The sequence below is a fragment of the Natronomonas amylolytica genome (genome assembly GCF_037031205.1).
Lineage (GTDB): Archaea > Halobacteriota > Halobacteria > Halobacteriales > Haloarculaceae > Natronomonas > Natronomonas amylolytica.
The window spans coordinates 394,000-410,861 of record NZ_JAYEZM010000001.1 but is presented as its reverse complement, the minus strand read 5'-3'; the positions used below and the strand labels follow the sequence as shown (position 1 = coordinate 410,861).

The 16,862-nt window shown below is 66.9% G+C and carries 23 protein-coding genes and 1 tRNA gene; 17 read left to right on the top strand and 7 right to left on the bottom strand.

What is annotated here, in order from left to right; all coding sequences use genetic code 11:
• Nucleotides 1-82: 82 nt before the first annotated feature.
• Complete coding sequence (locus U5914_RS02255; protein WP_336133838.1) at nucleotides 83-319, top strand: DUF5816 domain-containing protein; 237 nt, start codon at nucleotides 83-85, stop codon at nucleotides 317-319.
• 124 nt (nucleotides 320-443) lie between these two features.
• On the top strand, nucleotides 444-758 hold the full coding sequence (locus tag U5914_RS02250; RefSeq protein ID WP_336133836.1) for a DUF7116 family protein: 315 nt from the start codon (nucleotides 444-446) through the stop codon (nucleotides 756-758).
• Here the strand turns inward: U5914_RS02250 and U5914_RS02245 are convergent, their stop codons facing one another.
• Complete coding sequence (locus U5914_RS02245) at nucleotides 759-1,940, bottom strand: pyridoxal-phosphate-dependent aminotransferase family protein (protein ID WP_336133835.1); 1,182 nt, start codon at nucleotides 1,938-1,940, stop codon at nucleotides 759-761.
• 114 nt (nucleotides 1,941-2,054) lie between these two features.
• Between U5914_RS02245 and U5914_RS02240 the strand changes: the two genes are divergently transcribed.
• Nucleotides 2,055-2,252, top strand: coding sequence for a dodecin (locus U5914_RS02240; RefSeq protein WP_336133833.1), 198 nt, complete (start codon nucleotides 2,055-2,057; stop codon nucleotides 2,250-2,252).
• A gap of 94 nt (nucleotides 2,253-2,346) precedes the next feature.
• On the opposite strand, the gene U5914_RS02235 is transcribed toward U5914_RS02240, so the two are convergent.
• Nucleotides 2,347-2,706 (bottom strand): HesB/IscA family protein, encoded by a 360-nt coding sequence (locus U5914_RS02235; protein ID WP_336133831.1) that lies wholly within the window; start codon nucleotides 2,704-2,706, stop codon nucleotides 2,347-2,349.
• A gap of 181 nt (nucleotides 2,707-2,887) precedes the next feature.
• Here U5914_RS02235 and U5914_RS02230 point away from each other — a divergent pair, with 181 nt between their 5' ends.
• The 6 genes from U5914_RS02230 to U5914_RS02205 all read left to right on the top strand — a co-directional run bounded on the left by U5914_RS02230 (nucleotide 2,888) and on the right by U5914_RS02205 (nucleotide 7,087).
• On the top strand, nucleotides 2,888-3,157 hold the full coding sequence (locus tag U5914_RS02230) for a DUF7553 family protein (protein ID WP_336133829.1): 270 nt from the start codon (nucleotides 2,888-2,890) through the stop codon (nucleotides 3,155-3,157).
• A gap of 50 nt (nucleotides 3,158-3,207) precedes the next feature.
• Nucleotides 3,208-3,282: transfer RNA gene (locus U5914_RS02225), tRNA-Val, on the top strand.
• Nucleotides 3,283-3,390: 108 nt separating this feature from the next.
• Entirely contained in the window at nucleotides 3,391-3,687 is a 297-nt protein-coding gene (locus U5914_RS02220) for a hypothetical protein (RefSeq protein ID WP_336133827.1), read from the top strand.
• 77 nt (nucleotides 3,688-3,764) lie between these two features.
• Nucleotides 3,765-4,865, top strand: coding sequence for an AI-2E family transporter (locus U5914_RS02215; RefSeq protein ID WP_336133826.1), 1,101 nt, complete (start codon nucleotides 3,765-3,767; stop codon nucleotides 4,863-4,865).
• A gap of 113 nt (nucleotides 4,866-4,978) precedes the next feature.
• A complete protein-coding gene (locus U5914_RS02210; RefSeq protein WP_336133825.1) occupies nucleotides 4,979-5,605 on the top strand; it encodes a DUF7504 family protein in 627 nt (208 codons plus the stop codon).
• A gap of 306 nt (nucleotides 5,606-5,911) precedes the next feature.
• The gene (locus U5914_RS02205) at nucleotides 5,912-7,087 is read left to right on the top strand and encodes a hypothetical protein (protein WP_336133824.1); all 1,176 of its coding nucleotides are present in this window, start codon (nucleotides 5,912-5,914) and stop codon (nucleotides 7,085-7,087) included.
• Between the two features lie 23 nt (nucleotides 7,088-7,110).
• Here the strand turns inward: U5914_RS02205 and U5914_RS02200 are convergent, their stop codons facing one another.
• Nucleotides 7,111-7,902 carry an SDR family NAD(P)-dependent oxidoreductase gene (locus U5914_RS02200; RefSeq protein WP_336133823.1) on the bottom strand — a complete coding sequence of 264 codons (792 nt, stop codon included), beginning with the start codon at nucleotides 7,900-7,902 and terminating at the stop codon, nucleotides 7,111-7,113.
• 165 nt (nucleotides 7,903-8,067) lie between these two features.
• Here U5914_RS02200 and U5914_RS02195 point away from each other — a divergent pair, with 165 nt between their 5' ends.
• From U5914_RS02195 to U5914_RS02175, 5 genes are all read left to right on the top strand, one after another.
• Nucleotides 8,068-8,493 (top strand): DoxX family protein, encoded by a 426-nt coding sequence (locus tag U5914_RS02195; protein ID WP_336133822.1) that lies wholly within the window; start codon nucleotides 8,068-8,070, stop codon nucleotides 8,491-8,493.
• A gap of 69 nt (nucleotides 8,494-8,562) precedes the next feature.
• Nucleotides 8,563-9,975, top strand: a complete 1,413-nt coding sequence (locus tag U5914_RS02190) for an FAD-dependent oxidoreductase (RefSeq protein WP_336133821.1) — start codon at nucleotides 8,563-8,565, stop codon at nucleotides 9,973-9,975.
• Nucleotides 9,972-10,520, top strand: a complete 549-nt coding sequence (locus U5914_RS02185) for a hypothetical protein (protein WP_336133820.1) — start codon at nucleotides 9,972-9,974, stop codon at nucleotides 10,518-10,520. Before U5914_RS02190 ends, U5914_RS02185 begins: the two co-directional genes overlap by 4 nt.
• A gap of 92 nt (nucleotides 10,521-10,612) precedes the next feature.
• On the top strand, nucleotides 10,613-11,506 hold the full coding sequence (folD, locus tag U5914_RS02180; protein ID WP_336133819.1) for a bifunctional methylenetetrahydrofolate dehydrogenase/methenyltetrahydrofolate cyclohydrolase FolD: 894 nt from the start codon (nucleotides 10,613-10,615) through the stop codon (nucleotides 11,504-11,506).
• The gene (locus U5914_RS02175; protein ID WP_336133818.1) at nucleotides 11,507-12,007 is read left to right on the top strand and encodes an NUDIX hydrolase; all 501 of its coding nucleotides are present in this window, start codon (nucleotides 11,507-11,509) and stop codon (nucleotides 12,005-12,007) included.
• A gap of 9 nt (nucleotides 12,008-12,016) precedes the next feature.
• Here the strand turns inward: U5914_RS02175 and U5914_RS02170 are convergent, their stop codons facing one another.
• Together U5914_RS02170 and U5914_RS02165 are read right to left on the bottom strand one after the other, a co-directional pair.
• Nucleotides 12,017-12,727, bottom strand: coding sequence for a DUF7117 family protein (locus U5914_RS02170; RefSeq protein WP_336133817.1), 711 nt, complete (start codon nucleotides 12,725-12,727; stop codon nucleotides 12,017-12,019).
• Nucleotides 12,728-12,778: 51 nt separating this feature from the next.
• Nucleotides 12,779-14,020 (bottom strand): MFS transporter, encoded by a 1,242-nt coding sequence (locus tag U5914_RS02165; RefSeq protein WP_336133815.1) that lies wholly within the window; start codon nucleotides 14,018-14,020, stop codon nucleotides 12,779-12,781.
• Between the two features lie 85 nt (nucleotides 14,021-14,105).
• Between U5914_RS02165 and U5914_RS02160 the strand changes: the two genes are divergently transcribed.
• From U5914_RS02160 to U5914_RS02150, 3 genes are read left to right on the top strand one after another with little or no spacing between them, the layout of a single operon-like run.
• On the top strand, nucleotides 14,106-14,480 hold the full coding sequence (locus U5914_RS02160) for a universal stress protein (protein WP_336133814.1): 375 nt from the start codon (nucleotides 14,106-14,108) through the stop codon (nucleotides 14,478-14,480).
• A gap of 39 nt (nucleotides 14,481-14,519) precedes the next feature.
• On the top strand, nucleotides 14,520-15,464 hold the full coding sequence (locus U5914_RS02155; RefSeq protein WP_336133813.1) for a D-2-hydroxyacid dehydrogenase: 945 nt from the start codon (nucleotides 14,520-14,522) through the stop codon (nucleotides 15,462-15,464).
• A gap of 24 nt (nucleotides 15,465-15,488) precedes the next feature.
• Nucleotides 15,489-15,860 carry a universal stress protein gene (locus tag U5914_RS02150; RefSeq protein WP_336133812.1) on the top strand — a complete coding sequence of 124 codons (372 nt, stop codon included), beginning with the start codon at nucleotides 15,489-15,491 and terminating at the stop codon, nucleotides 15,858-15,860.
• On the opposite strand, the gene U5914_RS02145 is transcribed toward U5914_RS02150, so the two are convergent.
• Nucleotides 15,857-16,231, bottom strand: coding sequence for a VOC family protein (locus tag U5914_RS02145; protein WP_336133811.1), 375 nt, complete (start codon nucleotides 16,229-16,231; stop codon nucleotides 15,857-15,859). The two genes, U5914_RS02150 and U5914_RS02145, sit on opposite strands and share 4 nt — an antisense overlap.
• A gap of 59 nt (nucleotides 16,232-16,290) precedes the next feature.
• Nucleotides 16,291-16,782, bottom strand: coding sequence for a hypothetical protein (locus U5914_RS02140; protein WP_336133810.1), 492 nt, complete (start codon nucleotides 16,780-16,782; stop codon nucleotides 16,291-16,293).
• Between the last annotated feature and the right edge of the window lie 80 nt (nucleotides 16,783-16,862).

The following is a 16,862-nucleotide window of genomic DNA, read 5'->3' as shown; positions in this document are numbered from 1 at the left end:
GTTCGACCGGAGGAGTGGGGGGCGCAAAACCGTACCGTATCGGGACCGTGAGCGTTTTGCCGCCGGGCGGCCCACCGTCTGTATGGACGAACGAGAGGGCCCCGACGGGCAGACGCTCTACGTCTCTCGCGAGGTCGAACGCGGCAACAAGGCGCCGTTCCGTGTCGTCTACACGGACCCGGAAGGCGAGACCCGCTGGGGCTTCTTCTGTGCGAACTGCGAGTCGTTCGACACCGCCGTCGACGCGATGGGCCGCATCAAGTGCAACGTCTGTTCGAACTTCCACAAGGCCGAAGAGTGGGACGCCGCCCACGAGTAAATAAATCTAGACGTACTCGAAAAACCGGCTGACTCCGACCGTGCTTCCGTTCCTTCGAGACGTATAGGTCACCCACCGGGCACGTACTAATCTTTATCTCCCAGCGTGACGAATCCCCGAACGAATGGGAGCTGTTAGCACATCCCTCGACGAGGAGGCACGAGACATCTTCACCGACCTCGGCTACGAGGTTTCCGAGGATGGCGAGGAACTCCGCGCCGAACGCAAATGGCGGACCGTCCACGTGACGACCGCCGACCCCGAACAGGCCGCGACACACGGCAACTTGCGCTGTTTCGTCACGCGGGCCGAGCAGGCATCCGCCGTCCGTGAACGGCTACTCGCCGCCGAACCCGATTACGACTGGGCGGTCATCAGCGTCGAGGAGAACGGCTATCAGGTGCTGCATCCGGGGGCGGACGTGCTGCCGGCGCCCTGATTACCGGCTGAACGCGTCCGTCGCCGCCGACGCCCCTGCACCGGGGGCCACGTCGATGCCCTTCTTCGCGAGCGTCTCGCCGAGCGCGCCGAGGGTCTCCAGTACCGGTCCGCGGCGCGCGCCGTAGCCCATACAGCCGACGCGGACCGCCTCGTCGGCGAAGGCGCCGAGGCCGGTCGCGATTTCGACGTCGTAGTCGTCGCGCATCGTGTCGACGACCTCGCCGGGGTCGAGGCCGCCCGGCAGTCGGGCGGTGATGAGACTCGGCAGGCGGACCGACTCGTCGACGACCGGTTCGAGGCCGAGCGCCCACAGCCCCTCCTGAAGGGCTGCCGAGGCGCGCTTGTGGCGCTCCCAGCGGGCTTCGAGGCCCTCCTCGTGGACGATTCGGAGCGCCTCCCGCAGGCCGTAGACGTTGTTGATGGGCGCGGTGTGGTGGTAGGCACGTTCCTCGCCCCAGTAGTCGTCGAGCAGGGAGAGGTCGAGATACCACGACCGGACCGGTTCCTCGCGAGCGTTGATCTTGGCCATCGCGTCGTCGCTGACCGAGAGGGGACTCGCGCCCGGCGGACAGGAGAGGCACTTCTGAGGGCCGGCGTAGGCCACGTCGACGCCCCACTCGTCCATGCGGAACTCGACGCCGCCGATGGAGGTGACACAGTCGGCGACGACGAGGGCGTCGTGGTCGTGGGCGGCCGCGGTAATCGCGGCCATCTCGGGTTGGCGAACGCCCGTCGAGGTCTCGGCGTGGACGACGCCGACGACCGAGGGGTCGTGTTCGGCGCAGGCGTCGGCCACCGTCTCGGGGTCCAGCGGCTCGCCCCACGGCGCCTCGACGGTGACCGGCGTCCCACCGGCCCGGCGGACCATCTCGGCCATCCGGTCGCCGAAGTAGCCGTTGCCGGGCACGAGCGCGGTCTCACCGGGTTCGACCAGATTGCCGATGGCGGCTTCCATCGCCGCCGACCCGGTGCCGCTGACCGGAATCGTCCGCTCGTTGTCCGTTCGGAGCGTCTCGCGGAGCAGCGTCTGCGTCTCGTCCATCACCTCGATAAAGGCGGGGTCGAGGTGGCCGACCGGCTCGGTTCCGAAGGCCCGGAGCACACGCGGGTGTGTCTCGCTCGGGCCGGGGCCCATGAGGAGCCGTTCGGGTGGCCGCAACTCGTCGACGGCGGATTCCATACACGAACGTGCACAGCCGCCGTACAAAAGGACCGCGAATCGAGGGGGATACCCATCCGTATCCTGATAGGTCAGGATACATTTAGGAGCCTGCGGAAAGAAGTCGATACTGCGATGGTATTCAAGAAAATCACGCTCGTCGGTACGAGCGACGAGAGTTTCGATGCGGCGGTAGACGACGCCGTCGACCGAGCTGAGGCGACCCTCGACAACGTCCACTGGGTCGAAGTCGAGGAACTCGGCGTCGAGGTCGCGTCGGTCAGCGACCGGGAGTATCAGGCCGAAGTCGAGGTCGCCTTCCAGCTCGAATAACCATCGCGGTCCTTCGAAAGGGGAAGGAGCCCCCGGCCTCGCCGGGGATTTTTGAGGAAAGAGATCCCGCCGACCAGCCGCCGCGCTCGTCTCGTTACGTTCGGAACGACTCGCCGCAGCCGCATTCGCTTTCGGCGTTGGGGTTCTCGACGTGGAAGCCCGCACCCTGCAGACCGCCCTCGAAATCGAGGACGGAGCCGTCGACGTACTTCTGGCTCGCCGGGTCGACGAAGATCCGGAGCCCGTGGTGTTCGGTTATCGCGTCGTCTTCCTCGGGTTCGAGGTCGAAGCGGAGCCCGTAGGAGAGGCCCGCACAGCCGCCCTGCTGGACGAACAGCCGAAGCCCGGCCTCGTCGGTGTCGTAGCCCTCGTTGGTGAGAAGGTCCAGCGCCTGCTCGGCGGCCGCCTCGGTGACCTCTACCGGTTGGTCGGTCGTTTCGGCGGTCTGGCTCATGCCACTCCGTAGCAGACCCACGGACATAACCCTGACGCACCGCGTTTATATACGATACCCGGGCTCGTCCCCTCCGCCTCGCCCCGCCCGATTCCGACGGGATGGGTGCGGAATCCGTGGGCTGGTCTATCAGGGCTGCCACAATGGTTTTAGCCTTGCTCGCCCTATATTAACTCGTATCATGAACAAGCACTTCGAGGACGCCCGACACCACCTGAAGCGAGCCGCAGAGACCGCGAAAGCCGGTCTCTCCGAGGAGTTCGAACCGGTTCGCGAGAAGGCACAGGACCTCATGAACCGCGAGGAGGAAGAACCCGAACCCGGCCGGTTCGAGGAGGTCAAGCAGGAACTCAAGGACCTGCAGGAGAAGGCCGAGGGCGAAACTCGCGAGGCCATCGCCGACGCCCGCGAGAAACTCGACGACTACCGCAGCCAGCGCACCGAGCAGTAGCCACGTCGGTTGAAAAGGGTTAAGTCCGGCCGTCCGATATTTCGACGCGCGGGCCGGTGGTCTAGGTCGGTTATGACACCTCCTTCACACGGAGGAAGCCGGCGGTTCAAATCCGCCCCGGCCCACTGAGGTTTCTCTGGTGCACTACTCGGAGCGTAGTGCGAACCTCGGCGTACCGGAGCGGCGCTCCCGTGAGTACCGCCTTTTTGAGGACCGGCGCCCATCCGCCGAGTATGCCCGACGACGCCGACATCAACGACGCCCTGCAGGAGTGGAAATCGGAGATGCAGGCCGAGCACGCCGACGCCATCGAGAACCCTGACCCCGACGCCGACCACCGCATCGAAGGGGTGACGCAGGTCAACTACCGGGTGGCTTTCGCCTACGACGCCGAGTCGGGACGACTCGAACGGACCGAGACCGAACAGGTCGACGAGCTCTCGGACCCGGAACTGCTGTCGTGTTCCTGTGGCGTGCGCGGAATGACGCGTGCGGAGGCGCTGAGCCACATCGAGGCGGCTGGAGAGTAACCGAGGCGGCCGGAGAGCCGGTTTCAGCACGTCGACTCGCCCCGGGCTTTATTTGGGGTCCGTCTGACAGACGTCATATGGACGAGAACAAAGCGGTGGTGACGGTGTTCGGCCTCGCCGTCGGTGCGGCCACCGCCTACGTCATCTATCGGTTCATCGCGGCGTTCACCATCGCGGCGTTCCTCTACTACTCGACCCGGCGGTTCTACAGTTACCTCAGTCGACTCCGGATTCCGGCCCGCACCAGAGCGGTGCTGACGCTCTCGTTGCTCGGGATACCGCTGCTGTTCTTGCTCAGTTACACGCTGGTGTTGATGGTACTGGAAGTCCGGCGGTTCGTCCAGGAGAATCAATTCGTCATGTCGACCGTCGAGGATACGCCGTGGTTCCAGAACACCGAGGGCCTTCCGGAGTTGACGATAGACGGCCTGATTCGGGCCTATCAGACCGGGCAGATGGACCCAATCATCGACTTCGCAGTCGAACAGGCCGGGTACGTTACCGGAATCCTGTCGTCGTTCGTACTGAACCTGTTCATCATCGTCGTCGTCACCTACTACCTGCTCATCGAGGGCTGGAAGATACGGGAGTGGTTGCTCGACTTCGAGGACGGCTCGACGGCACGCGAGTTCTTCGAGGCGGCCGACGACGAGTTGGAGGCGGTCCTCTACGGCAACCTGTTGAACGTCATCGCAATCTCCATCATCGCTGTCGTGTCGTATCTCGGCTACAACGCGTTCGCGCCCTCGGCCGTCGAAGTCCCCTATCCCGTCCTCGCCGGGGTCCTGACCGGCATCGCGAGCCTGATTCCGGTCGTCGGGATGAAGATCGTCTACATCCCGCTTGCGGCCGCGGCGGCGCTTCCGGTCGCGCTCGGCGGGGATCCGGAACTGCTGGTGTACATCGGCGCGTTCCTCGGTATCGCCGTCGTCATCGTGGACACGATTCCGGACCTGCTGTTGCGACCGTACCTCAGCGGCAACCGGACCCACGTCGGACTGCTGCTTTTGGCCTACATCTTCGGGCCCATCATCTTCGGGTTCTACGGGCTCTTCCTCGCGCCCATCCTCCTCGTGTTGGCGCTCACGTTCTTCGACGTGGCGCTGCCGCCGCTGCTCGGTGTCGAGTCGGACGACGACGGCATCCCGCCGAGCCAGCGTCGACTCGACGAGTTCTGACCTCACCGGACGCCTCGCCGCCCGATTCGATGATGGCCTCGGGGTGGGTGTTATCCGAGGCTGAAAACGGACGGAACCGTTTATGTGGTGTAGTTCGAAGGTATCGATACCGAATGAGTGCTCTGGGTAGCTGTTGTGAGGATTCGTTCTCGGCGGTCGACCCGCCCGCGAACGTGCTTTTGCGTGCGCCGGCGCTATCGGAGGGCCGGACGTCAGTCTGCCCGCAGTTCGGCGCCGACGATGCCGAGCGGAACCTCCTTCTCGTCTCGCTGTCGGGAAGCCCGGACAGCCATCTGGACGCGTGGCGTCGCCACGGTGGCCTCCCCGAGAAGGTCGCCATCATCACGGCCGACGAGGTCCGGAGCGCGGCCGCGACTGACGGCGGTTCGGCGATGCGGCAGTCGGATGGAACGGTCATCTCGACGACCACGGTCTCCGAACCGGGTGACCTGACCGGCATCGGCATCAAGATGAACAAGGCGCTTTCGGCGTGGGCCGACGACGACGCACACACCCACGTCTGCTTCGATTCGCTGACGACGCTCATGCAGTACGTCGACACCAAACGGGCCTTCCAGTATCTCCACGTGACGACCAAACGCGTCGAATCCGCCGGGGCGACGGCCCACTACCACATCGACCCCGACGCACACGACGAACAGACGCTGGCGACAATCGAGAGCCTTTTCTCGGACGTCTGCGAGTACGACCCCGAAACCGGTACGTGGAACCGGGTCTGACGCCACGTCCCCGACGACTCTCGCTGGTTCATACTGTCGGCTGTAGGTCCGTTCTCAGCGTTTCGAGGTATCCGGCAGTAAACTGTCTCGAACACCGAATCCCGGACGGTCTGTTCGAAATCGTTACAGTCGGCAGTATCAGTACGGACCGGACGTGACACCCCTACGGCCGGCATCTAGTGGTTTAGTCCCCAGGGTATGACGTGTCACGGCCACCGCCGGGAGTATTAAAAGCCGGCTATACTGAGCAGAGAATTTATACATATCTTCCCGAATCTGACGGGCAAGGGAACGCGCTACGCATAGATGACAGAACGAGATACGACACCGGACGATGAACGCGACCGGTCCGAGACGGTCGGCGGCTTCAAGTTCGGGGTGACCGACGGCGGTGATGCCGACGACGAGCGGCCCCCGACTCGGACCGACGGCGCCGGCGGCGGCCGCAGCGCGCGGTTCGATTTTCAGGAGTGGTTCGGTGGCTCGCTGTCGGAGCTCCGCGAGAAGGCACCCGGGTTCGGGGGAACGGAATCGGTCGACACGGCGGCGGCCGAGTCGGTCAGTTTCGCCGGCTTCGACTTCGGCGAGTGGCTCGGGAGTTACACACCGTCGACCCCCGAGACGCCCATCGAGGAATCAGCCGACGCGGAAACGGAGTCGGCTCCCGTCGAGACGCTGGCGTTCGAGGGCTTCGATTTCGGCGAGTGGCTCGAAGCCACGGACGCCGAGGCGGTCGAAACCGAACCCGCCGACCCGGACCCCGCTGACCTCGGACCGACCTACTCGGGGTTCGACTTCCGCCAGTGGATGGCCGCCGACGGCGAAACCGGCCCGAAGGACCCGCCAGCGACGCCCCGCGTCGTCGGCGCGACGCCCGACCCGGACGCCTCTAGGCGGGCACGACTGTTCGGCCTGCTCCCGTTCGTCGGTGGCCCCGAGCAGGTCGACACCTATCCGGGCGGCTTCGAGTTCGCCGAATGGCTGGGCGAGGGCGACGGCACCGCCGAAATCATCGACCCCGTCGATTCCGAGCCGGAACCGGCTGGGGGTGACTCGGCGACCATCGAAGGACCGGAGTACCCGACCCCGCCGGGCGGCAGCATCACCGACACGCCGCCCGTCAAAATCGCCGCGTTCGCGCTCTTCGCGGCGAGCCTCGTCGCGGTCGGGCTGACGATGTCGGGAGCCATCGGCGCTCTCGGGCCGGCGGCCGGGTTCGGTAGCCCGCAGCCGGCCGACGACGGCGGCGAACCGGTCGCGACGGCGACCCCGACGCCGACGCCCGAGCCGACGCCGGAACCGACGGCAACGCCGACGCCAACACCAACGCCGACGCCGACGCCAACATCGACACCAACACCGACACCGACACCAACACCGTCGCCGACGCCGACCCCGGAACCGACGGCGACACCGACCCCGACACCGACGCCAGAGAACGGTAGCGTGCTCGACCCGATTACCGACCCGATTCTCGGGTGAGGCGTTCGAAAAGACGAGTTCTCTTATTCGAGACCGAGGTCGACGTCGAAGCTGTTGCCGGCCCGCGGCACGCCCTTCGCGGTGACGGTTTCGCCGTTCATGAACGCGGCGGCGTCGCTGGCGAGGAACTGGACGACGTCGGCGATGTCTTCGGTGTGACCGATGCGGCGGTCGGCCTCCTCGCGGGCGGGCATCTGTTCCTCGTCGATGCCGAGCGTCTCGGCGACGCCGGGCGTCTGGATGAGCCCCGGCGCGACGCAGTTGACGCGGATGCCGTATTTGGCCCATTCGGTCGCCAGCGTCTCGGTCAGACGGATGATGGCCGCTTTCGAGGCGCCGTAATGGCTCTCGTGGGGCGCGGCGTGCTGGCCGTTGACGCTGGCCATGTTGATGATACAGCCGCCGTCGTTCTCGCGCATGTACTCGCCGGCGGCCTGGATGCCGTGGCGGGTGCCGTGGAGGTTGAGGTCGACGATGGACTTCCAGCCATTCTCGGAGATGTCCTCGAAGGGGGCGACGAACTCGCCGCCGGCGTTGTTGACGAGCAGGTCGACGCCGCCGAACTCCTCGACGGTTTCGGCGACGAAGTCTTGGACCGACTCAGCGTCCCGAACGTCACACTCGACGGCCAGTGCGGTGCCGCCCTTCTCGCGAATCCCCTCGGCGACGGGGTCGACTCGCTCCTGTGCGCGCGAACAGATGGCGACGTTGGCGCCGTCGGCGGCGAGTCGTTCGGCGATGGTCTTCCCGATACCCTGCGAGGCACCCGTTACGATGGCGTTGCGACCCTCGACGCTGAACTGTGAGGTTGGCATACACGCCTCAATGATTTACGGTGTTAAGTTAGTACCGGCATCGGCGACACCATCGCTAACCGTTACGTCGCGAAGGGTGAGGTCATCCGCGGAGCGAACGCACCGCTTTCCGGGAAAACGTATGCCAGCGACAAAGAATAACCCGCCTCGCTCGGTGCTTCGCCCATGGACGACGGCATCCCCGAGCTGCTGGCCCGCCTCAAACTTCCCCTCTGTTATGCGATGGGCGGCATCTACGTCATCGCCGGCATCATGCATTTCGTCGCGCCGGAGTCGTACGTCCAGATCGTCCCGCCGTCTCTGCCAGCACCGCTGGCGCTCGTCTACCTCTCGGGGGTCGCCGAGGTGGGCCTCGGTCTCGGTGTTCTGCACCCGCGGACGCGGCCTTACGCGGCGTGGGGGCTCGTCGCGCTGCTGCTCGCGATATTCCCGGCGAACGTCTACATGGCGACCAGCGGCGTGGTCATCGAGGGGGCGTCGGCGCCGATTCGGGACCCCTCGCCGCTGGCGCGGTGGGCCCGCCTTCCGATGCAGGTCGTCCTCATCGCGTGGGCGTGGTGGTACACGACGCCGATGCCGGACGGCGACTGATACCGCCGGCTTGTCGTCCGGTCGCACTCCCGACCGGCCTTTATAAATGGTGCCGTCGAATCACGGGGTATGTCTACATTCGTAGTCGTCGGCGGCGACGCTGCCGGGATGAGCGCCGCCAGCAAGGCCAAACGCGACGACCCGGACCTCGACGTCGTCGTCTTCGAGAAGGGCCAGTGGGTCTCCTACGGCGCCTGTGGGCTGCCGTACTACATCAAGGGCGAGATTCAGACGCTGGAGGAACTCGTCTCGGTGACGCCCGAGGAGTTCCGCGAGGAACGCGATATCGACCTGCGGACGGGCCACGAGGTGGTCGACATCGACCCCGGGGACCGAACCGTCACGGCCGAAAGCGACGACGGCGAGGTGACCGTCGACTACGACCACCTGCTCATCGCAACTGGCGCCGAATCGGTCGTTCCGCCCATCGACGGCAAGGACCTCGAGGGCGTCTACACGCTCGGGTCGATGACCGACGGCAAGGAGCTGCGGGAGTTCGTCGCCCGCTCTCGGGAGACAAGTCCCCTCGACCAACCGGATCGCGGGCCGGCCTGCCACTTCCTCGAAACCTGTGTGGCTCCCATCGCCATCGTCGGCGGCGGCTACATCGGCGTCGAGATGGCCGAAGCCCTGGCCGAAAACGACTTCGAGGTCCACCTCTTCCAGCGGGGCGACCGCATCCTCAAGGGCTTCAGCGAAGCGACCAGCGAGGCGGTCCGCGAGCACGTCGAATCGAACGACGTCGCCGTGAACCTGAACGCCGAGATTGAGGCCTTCGAGGGCGACGACGGGGTCGAGGCCGTCGTCACGGCCGACGGCGAACGCACCGAGGTGGGGATGGCGCTGCTCGGCGCGGGCGTCCGTCCGCGAACCGACCTCGCGGAGGCGACGGGCGTCGAACTCGGGCCGACCGGTGCCATCGCGACAGACGAATACCGGGAGACGAACCTGCCGGACGTCTACGCGGCCGGCGACTGCGCGGAAGCCGAACACGTCGTCACCGGCGATCCGACCTACGTTCCGCTGGCGCTGACCGCCAACCGCCACGGGCGCGCGGTCGGACAGACCGTCGCCGGCACCCCCAGTGAGGGCGGCGGTGTCGCCGGCACGGCGGCGGTCAAGGCCTTCGACGTCGAGGCCGCCCGCACCGGGTGTCTCGACCACGAGGAAGCACGCGAGGCGGGCTTCGACCCCGTGACGAAGACCATCGACGCCAAATCCCGCGCGGGCTACTACCCCGAGGGCGGCACCGTCAAAGTCACCCTGACGGCCGACCGGGAAACCGAACGCGTCCTCGGTGCCAGCCTCGTCTCCGAGTACGGCGAGGGGGCGGTCCACCGGAGCCACGCCATCGTGGGCGCCGTCACCGAGGGGGTCACCGTCGAGGAACTGGCGAACTACGACCTCGCCTACGCGCCACCGTTCAACACGACGTGGGACCCCGTGTTGACCGCGGCGAAGGTGTTGGGTGGGAAACTGTGAGGCTCGACCGTCGTCGACTCCTCGCCGTCGGTGGTGGTATCCTTGGAGTCACGGTGGCGGGGTGTACCGACGGTGACTCCCCCGATAGCAGCGAACCAGACGCCGACGGCACGGCGACCGAAACCCCGACGCACTCGGCGGAATCTTCGACGCCGACCGACGATGGCGATGGAGAACTCGACCTCCGAGAGGCGAACGTCGTCGGGGTCGAGGCCGAACAGAACGACGGCGAGGTCCGGTTCTCGGTGACCCTGATTCACGACGACGACGGCGAGGACGGCTACGCGAACTGGTGGCGGGTCGAGACGCTCGACGGCGAACGGGTCGGCCGCCGGGACCTCGAACACGCCCACGGGACCCGGGAATTCACCCGTTCCGACACCTTCGAGGTTCCCGACGACCTCGCCTGTGTCGTCGTCCGTGGGCACGACCAGACGCACGGATACGGCGGGCAGGCGATGCTGTTCGACCTCGACTCGGGGGCGACGAGAGCGGTCCGACAGGGGAGCGAACCTGTCGAATTCAACGTCGGTGATTGCCCATAATAATCACATTCATGCATACAAATCGTATTTCTAAGTAGCAAAGTAGCACGAACCCGGATATTTTATACGTCCGGGCCGACCACGCTCGGGTAATGACAGAGGACATCGACGGCAACGCCGTCGCCGCCGACATCCGCGAATCGCTGAGCGAGGGCATCGAGACGCTCGAAGCCGAGGGCGTCACGCCCGGTCTCGCCACCGTGCTGATGAGCGACGACCCCGCCAGCGAGACGTACGTTTCGATGAAACAGCGGGACTGCGAGGAGGTCGGCATCAATGGCATCCACGTCGAGATCGACCCCGATGCGTCCGCCGAGGAACTCTACGATACCATCGACGACCTCAACGCCGACCCCGAGGTCCACGGCATCCTCGTCCAGATGCCCGTCCCGGACCACGTCGACGACCGGCAGGTCCTCCGGAGTATCGACCCCATCAAGGACGTCGACGGCTTCCACCCCGAGAACGTCGGCCGCCTCGTCGCGGGCAACGACCGCTATCGGCCCTGCACGCCCCACGGCGTCCAGAAACTGCTGGAGGCCTACGACATCGAGACGGAGGGCGCCGACGCGGTCATCGTCGGCCGCTCGAACATCGTCGGCAAGCCGCTGGCCAATCTCCTCCTCCAGAAGGCGCCGGACGGCAACGCGACGGTAACGGTCTGTCACTCCCGCACCGACGACCTTCAAGCCAAGTGCCGCAATGCCGACATCCTCGTCGCCGCCGCAGGCATGCCGGCGTTCATCGACGCCGAGATGGTCGGTGAGGGCGCGACCGTCATCGACGTGGGAATCAACCGCGTGGATGCCGACACCGAGAAGGGCTACGAACTGGTCGGCGACGTCGACTACGACAGCGCCAAACAGCAGGCCGACTACATCACGCCGGTTCCGGGCGGCGTCGGCCCGATGACCCGCGCGATGCTCCTGTACAACACGGTCAAGGCGACGGGGATTCAGGAGGACATCGACGTCGAACTCCCGTAGATGGCCGAATTGAGTCCCGAGGCGCTTTCGGCCCGCTACGGCGACCACTACCGGAAGGCCGACCGCATCGAGATTTCCGCCGAGCGATTCGAGAAGGGCCTCGAACGCGGCGACGACGGCGAGTGGGGCGCCGGCTGTCTCGTCGTCGACGACGGGGCAATTCTGCTGGTCCGCGAGGGCGACGACTGGTTGGTCCCCGGCGGGCGAGTCGAAGCCGGCGAATCGCCTGCCGTTGCCGCACGGCGAGAGGTACTGGAGGAGACGGGCCTCTCGGTCGAGGTGACCGGCCTCGGCGCCATCGCCGAACAGACGTTCGTCGACGAGGTATCGGGCGACGCCTACGAGTTCTACTTCGCGACGTTCGTCGGCGAACCGGCCGAGGCAGACCCGTCGTTCGACCCCGAACCCGGAATCGATGAGGTGGCGTGGCTTCGCGATGTGCCGGAGAACACCTTCGACCGGGAGCTGGTCGAACGGCTCGCGGCCGAGTATACGGCGTAAGTCGCGGTCTCAGGCGAGGCTATCGAGTCGGCTCTCGGCCCCTGCGAGCGCGCTTTCGTCGCCTTCTGCGAGATAGCGGCCGATGTCGCGAGTCGCGGCCACGAGCGTTTCGGCCTCCCGTGGCGGGACGTCCCCATCGAGCGCGCGGACGCGCTTGGTGTGGTCGGCGAGTCGTTCCATCACTCGCTGGACCGCGGGGTCCGGATGCTCGTCGAGGTAGGTTCGGAGGTCCGAGCGGTACTCCTCGACGGCGTTGGCGTCGGCCAACCCGGAGAGGGCTCGCAGGGTATCCGGAACTTCCTCGGGGGCCGGCCGTTCGCCCTCGTCGGCGTTCAGCAGTTGCGTGAAGTACCACTCCTCGTCGTCGGTGGCGCTCGTCTTCCGGGCGAGTTCGCCGGCGACGTGGCGGAGTTCCATCGCGGCGAGGTACGTGTCGTCGAGCGGCTGGAGGGTGCCGGCGTCGATGAAGCCGTAGCCGGCGGTGTACTCCTTGGCGCGCTCGGTCGCCCGTTCGGCGAGTCGACGGACCGGGTCGTCGTCGATGTCGTTCCGAATCGGCGTGAGGTCGAGCGTCTTTGGGGCCGCAGTGTGGAGAGAGCGGTCCTCGTCGACGCCGACGCTGTGGAGGCTGCCGCAGTTCGGGCAGGCCACCTCGCCGGTCTCGTAGTAGGACCACCGCGTCCCACACTCCTTGCACTCCCGTTGGCCGCGGACTTTCATATCCCCGGGTTGGGCGGCCGCGGCAAAACACCCTTGGACTCCCGTCGATGGTCAGTCGACGACGACGGTGTCGGTGTCGGCGTCGTAGGTTTCGACCAGCCCCCACGCGACGATGGCCGTCGCGGCGAAGCCGACGAGGCTCGCGCCCGCGAAGGCGACCTCGTAAGTAAAGAGGGTGGCCCCGGCGCCGACGAGTGCGGGGCCGATGACGCCGCCGATGCCCTTCGCCGTCTCGCGGATGCCCATCAGTTCGGATTCCCGCTCGACCGGCGCCACGTCGCTGATGAAGGCGAGGCCGCCGATGGTCATCGCCGAGAAGGACGCGCCCAGCACGACGAAGGTGAGGACGCCGAAGGCGATCTGCGGGAGGCCGGACGGAAGCAGCGTCAGGCCGGCGGCCATGACCGCGAAGACGGCACTGCCGCCCATGCCGACGACCACGAGCGGTTTGCGACCGATGTGGTCGGCGACCACGCCGAGCCAGTACATGAAGACGACCTGCGAGCCGTGATTGAACGCGAGGAGGATGCCCATCGCGACCTGCGTGACGCCGACGACGGCGACGAGGTACGGCGCCATGATGGCCATGATGCCGAGGACGGCGACGTTCCGGAGCGCGACGGCGACGTAGAGCCACAGCAGGCCGTTCCGCGTGAGGTGGCCGCGCTCGTCGGGGGCCGGAAACAGCCGGCGGCGCGTTTCGGCGAGCAGTTCGCTGGCGGTCGGTTGGCGGTCCGGGTTCGGCGTCGGGTCGGAGACGAAAAGCACCGCGACCGTCGAGACGAACGTGACCGCGGCGATGGCCCAGTAGATGTCGACGGGCGTGACGTACTCCAGCAGGGCGCCCGATACGACGTAGCCGACCGCGAACCCGCCGGAGCGGGCGCTGTTGAAGATGCCGATGGAGCGGCCCCGTCCCGTCGTGCCGCCGTGGTGGCTGACGATGGCCAAGGCGACGGGTGCGAAGCCGGCGAGGAAGGCGGCATAGATTCCCCGAGCACCGATAGCGACCGAAACGGTATCGACGACGAGCAGCGGGAGGACCGCGAGGACGCCGCCGATGCCGGTCACGACCAACACGAGGCGGCGTCGACCGGAGATATCCGCCAGCGCGCCCCAGAACGGCGAGAAGAACATCAGGCCCGCGTAGTAGGCGGTGCCGACCATCCCCGCCGCGAAGGCCGAGGCGCGTTCCTCGACGATGACTGCCAGCACCGTCCCCATGAGGATGGCCCCGGCGAAGCGTGCGAACGTGGCGACGCTCAGGGCCGTCCACTGCCGGCGACTCGTCATTATCGGGTCGTCGCGCTGGCTGTTGGTAAGGGCCGCGTTTCGCGCCGACCCGAAGCTTCGAGGGCTGGCCGGCCGAGGTGTCGCTATGCAGTACCTCGTCGCCACCGATTCGGTCCATACCACGGCCGCCGCGTGCGACTTCCTCGAAGACTGCCTCGATGGCGGCGACAGCGTCGCCGTCGTCACGGTACCGGATGCCGATACCCGGGACGCCGCCGACGCCCTCAACGTCGCGAACGCCCGACTGCTCGGCTACGCCGACGTCACGACCGAGCGGCTGGATAGCGATGGCGACCCCGCGAGCGCAATCCTCGCGGCCGCCACCGAGCGGAACGCCGATACCATCGCCATCGGCCCACACGCGGGGACCGACGGCGCTGGTCCGGCGATGGGCAGTACCGCTCGACGCATCGTCGAGGGCGCCGACGTGCCCGTGGTCGTGGTGCCGCCCTCGCTATGAGCCGCGGAGGTTGATATGACCGGCCGTCGAACGACCGATATGAACCTGCTCGTCCTTCGGGAAGGCGTTCATCGCCACGACGCCGAGGAGTACGCGGCCGCGCTCCGGGCACGGCTCGACGACCACACGGTGCGGCACGCCGAAACGCCGGCCGAGGAGCGTCGAGCCATCGCCGACGCCGACGTGGTGACGGGGCCGCGAATCGACGCCGACCTACTCGAACGGGCCGAGGGCCTCGACCTGTTCGCGTGTGCGTACGCCGGGTACGGACACCTCCCGCTTGAGGCCCTCGCCGAGGCCGACGTCGAACTCACCAACGCCGCGGGCGTCCACGCACCGAACGCCGCCGAGCACGCCATCGGCGCGATGCTCACGTTCTCCCGGGGATTCCACGAGGCGAGTCGCGCCGAGACGTGGCAAACGCTTTCACCCGGCGAACTCGCCGGGTCGACTGCCGCCATCGTCGGCCTCGGTGCTATCGGGACCGCTATCGCCGAGCGCCTCGGTGCCTTCGACGTCGACACCCTCGGCGTGCGTCGAAGACCCGAGCAGGGCGGCCCGACCGACGAGGTGTTCGGCCAACCGGACCTTCACGAGGCGCTGGCCCGGACCGACTACCTCGTGTTGTGCTGTCCGCTGACCGAGGAGACGCGTGGGCTCATCGGCGAGGCGGAGTTCGGGACCCTATCGCCCGATGCCGTCCTCGTCAATATCGCCCGCGGTGCCGTCGTCGACACCGATGCGCTCGTTCGGACGCTCCGGCGTGGTCGGCTCGGCGGCGCGGCACTCGACGTCACCGACCCCGAACCGCTGCCGGACGACCACCCGCTGTGGGGATTCGACGACGTGTTGATAACGCCGCATACGGCCGGCGCGACGCCCGCCTACTACGACCGACTGGCGGATATCGTCGCCGACAACGTTCGCCGACTGGCCGATGGCCGCCCGCTTCGGAACCGAGTCGAAATGGGGGAAAGCGATTAACCCCCGGTCGTCCAACCCCCGATAGTGACCCAGTACCTCGTCGCGACGGCGTCCGAACGGACGACCGAATCGGCCTGTGACTACCTCCGCGACAAACTGGAAGCCGGCGACCGGGTCAACGTGCTGACCGTCGACGTACCGGACGAATCGGACGACCGCGAGGCTGCTCTCGACCTCGCGCAGGTTCGACTCGCCGATGTGACCGAGGTCCGCACGTTCCGCCGTGACGGCGAGCCCGCGCGAGAAATCGTCACCTTCGCCCGCGAGAACGACGTCGACGAGATAATCATGGGCCCGGCACGGGAGGGTGGACTCTCTACCATCGGGTCGACGACGCGTGCAGTGCTGTCGCGAGTCGACGAACCCGTGTACGTCGTTCCGAGCGACCCCGCTTAGTCGTCGAGCGGTTCGATGAGTTCGATGACGTGACCGTCGGGGTCCTTGATAAAGGCGGTTCGGGCGCCGGCGGCGGGCTGGTCGGCGGGTTCCTTGACGACGCCGTGGTCGTCGATTTCCTCGAAGGTAGCGTCGACATCGTCGACCTTGACGGCGAGGTGGTCCCAGAGGTCGCCCTCATCGGCGGGCGTCTGTCCGTCGGTGTCCGACAACTGGAGTTCGACGCCGTTTTCGTCGGCGACGTAGCGGTTGACCGTTTCGCCGTCGGGCGTCTCGAAGCCCCACGATTCCTCGAAGTCGAGGTTCGCGGTGTACCAGTCGACGGCGCGGTCGGCGTCGGCCACGTTCAGGCAGGTGTGCAGAATCGCCATATCGATGGGGCGTCGGCCGGACGCATAACCCCGACGGTATCCGCGGTTCGTGCCGCAGCTCACAGGAATAGCGACAGCACCAGCAGCGTCGTCCCGAGAAACACCGCCAGCGCGACGAGTTGCAGCAACGCAAATCGTGACGGCGGCTCCGGCAACTCCGCCGTCCGACTGTCGTGGCGATGCTTCTCGACGGCGGCGACGAAGCCGACCGTCCCGAGCAGTACGGCGCCGCCCGCCGACCCGACGAGGGCGGTCGCCGCATCGCGCAGCGCGCCGTCGGCGAGCGGCGGCCCGATGCGAGCGGCGGCCGGCACGAAGCCGCCGGCCCAACTGGCGAGGATGCTGCCGTTCAGATAGCCGGCGACGAACGACAGTACGAGGCCACCCAGCAGGCCGATGGCCGCATAACCGTAGAGTGTGGCACCGCCGAATTCTCCGAGAAACTGCACGCGTGCGGCTTCCAGCCCCGCGACGAGGACGGCCAATCCGAACGCGATGCCGCAGAAATAGCCCGTCAGGCGCCGCGACCGGCCGACGATGTGTTCGCGCATACCGGCGACTGTTCGCCGAACGGCATGGGGTTTTGGATGGCCTGTGAGTGACCGTCCGCCTCCGGGTTGGTGCGTTGCTA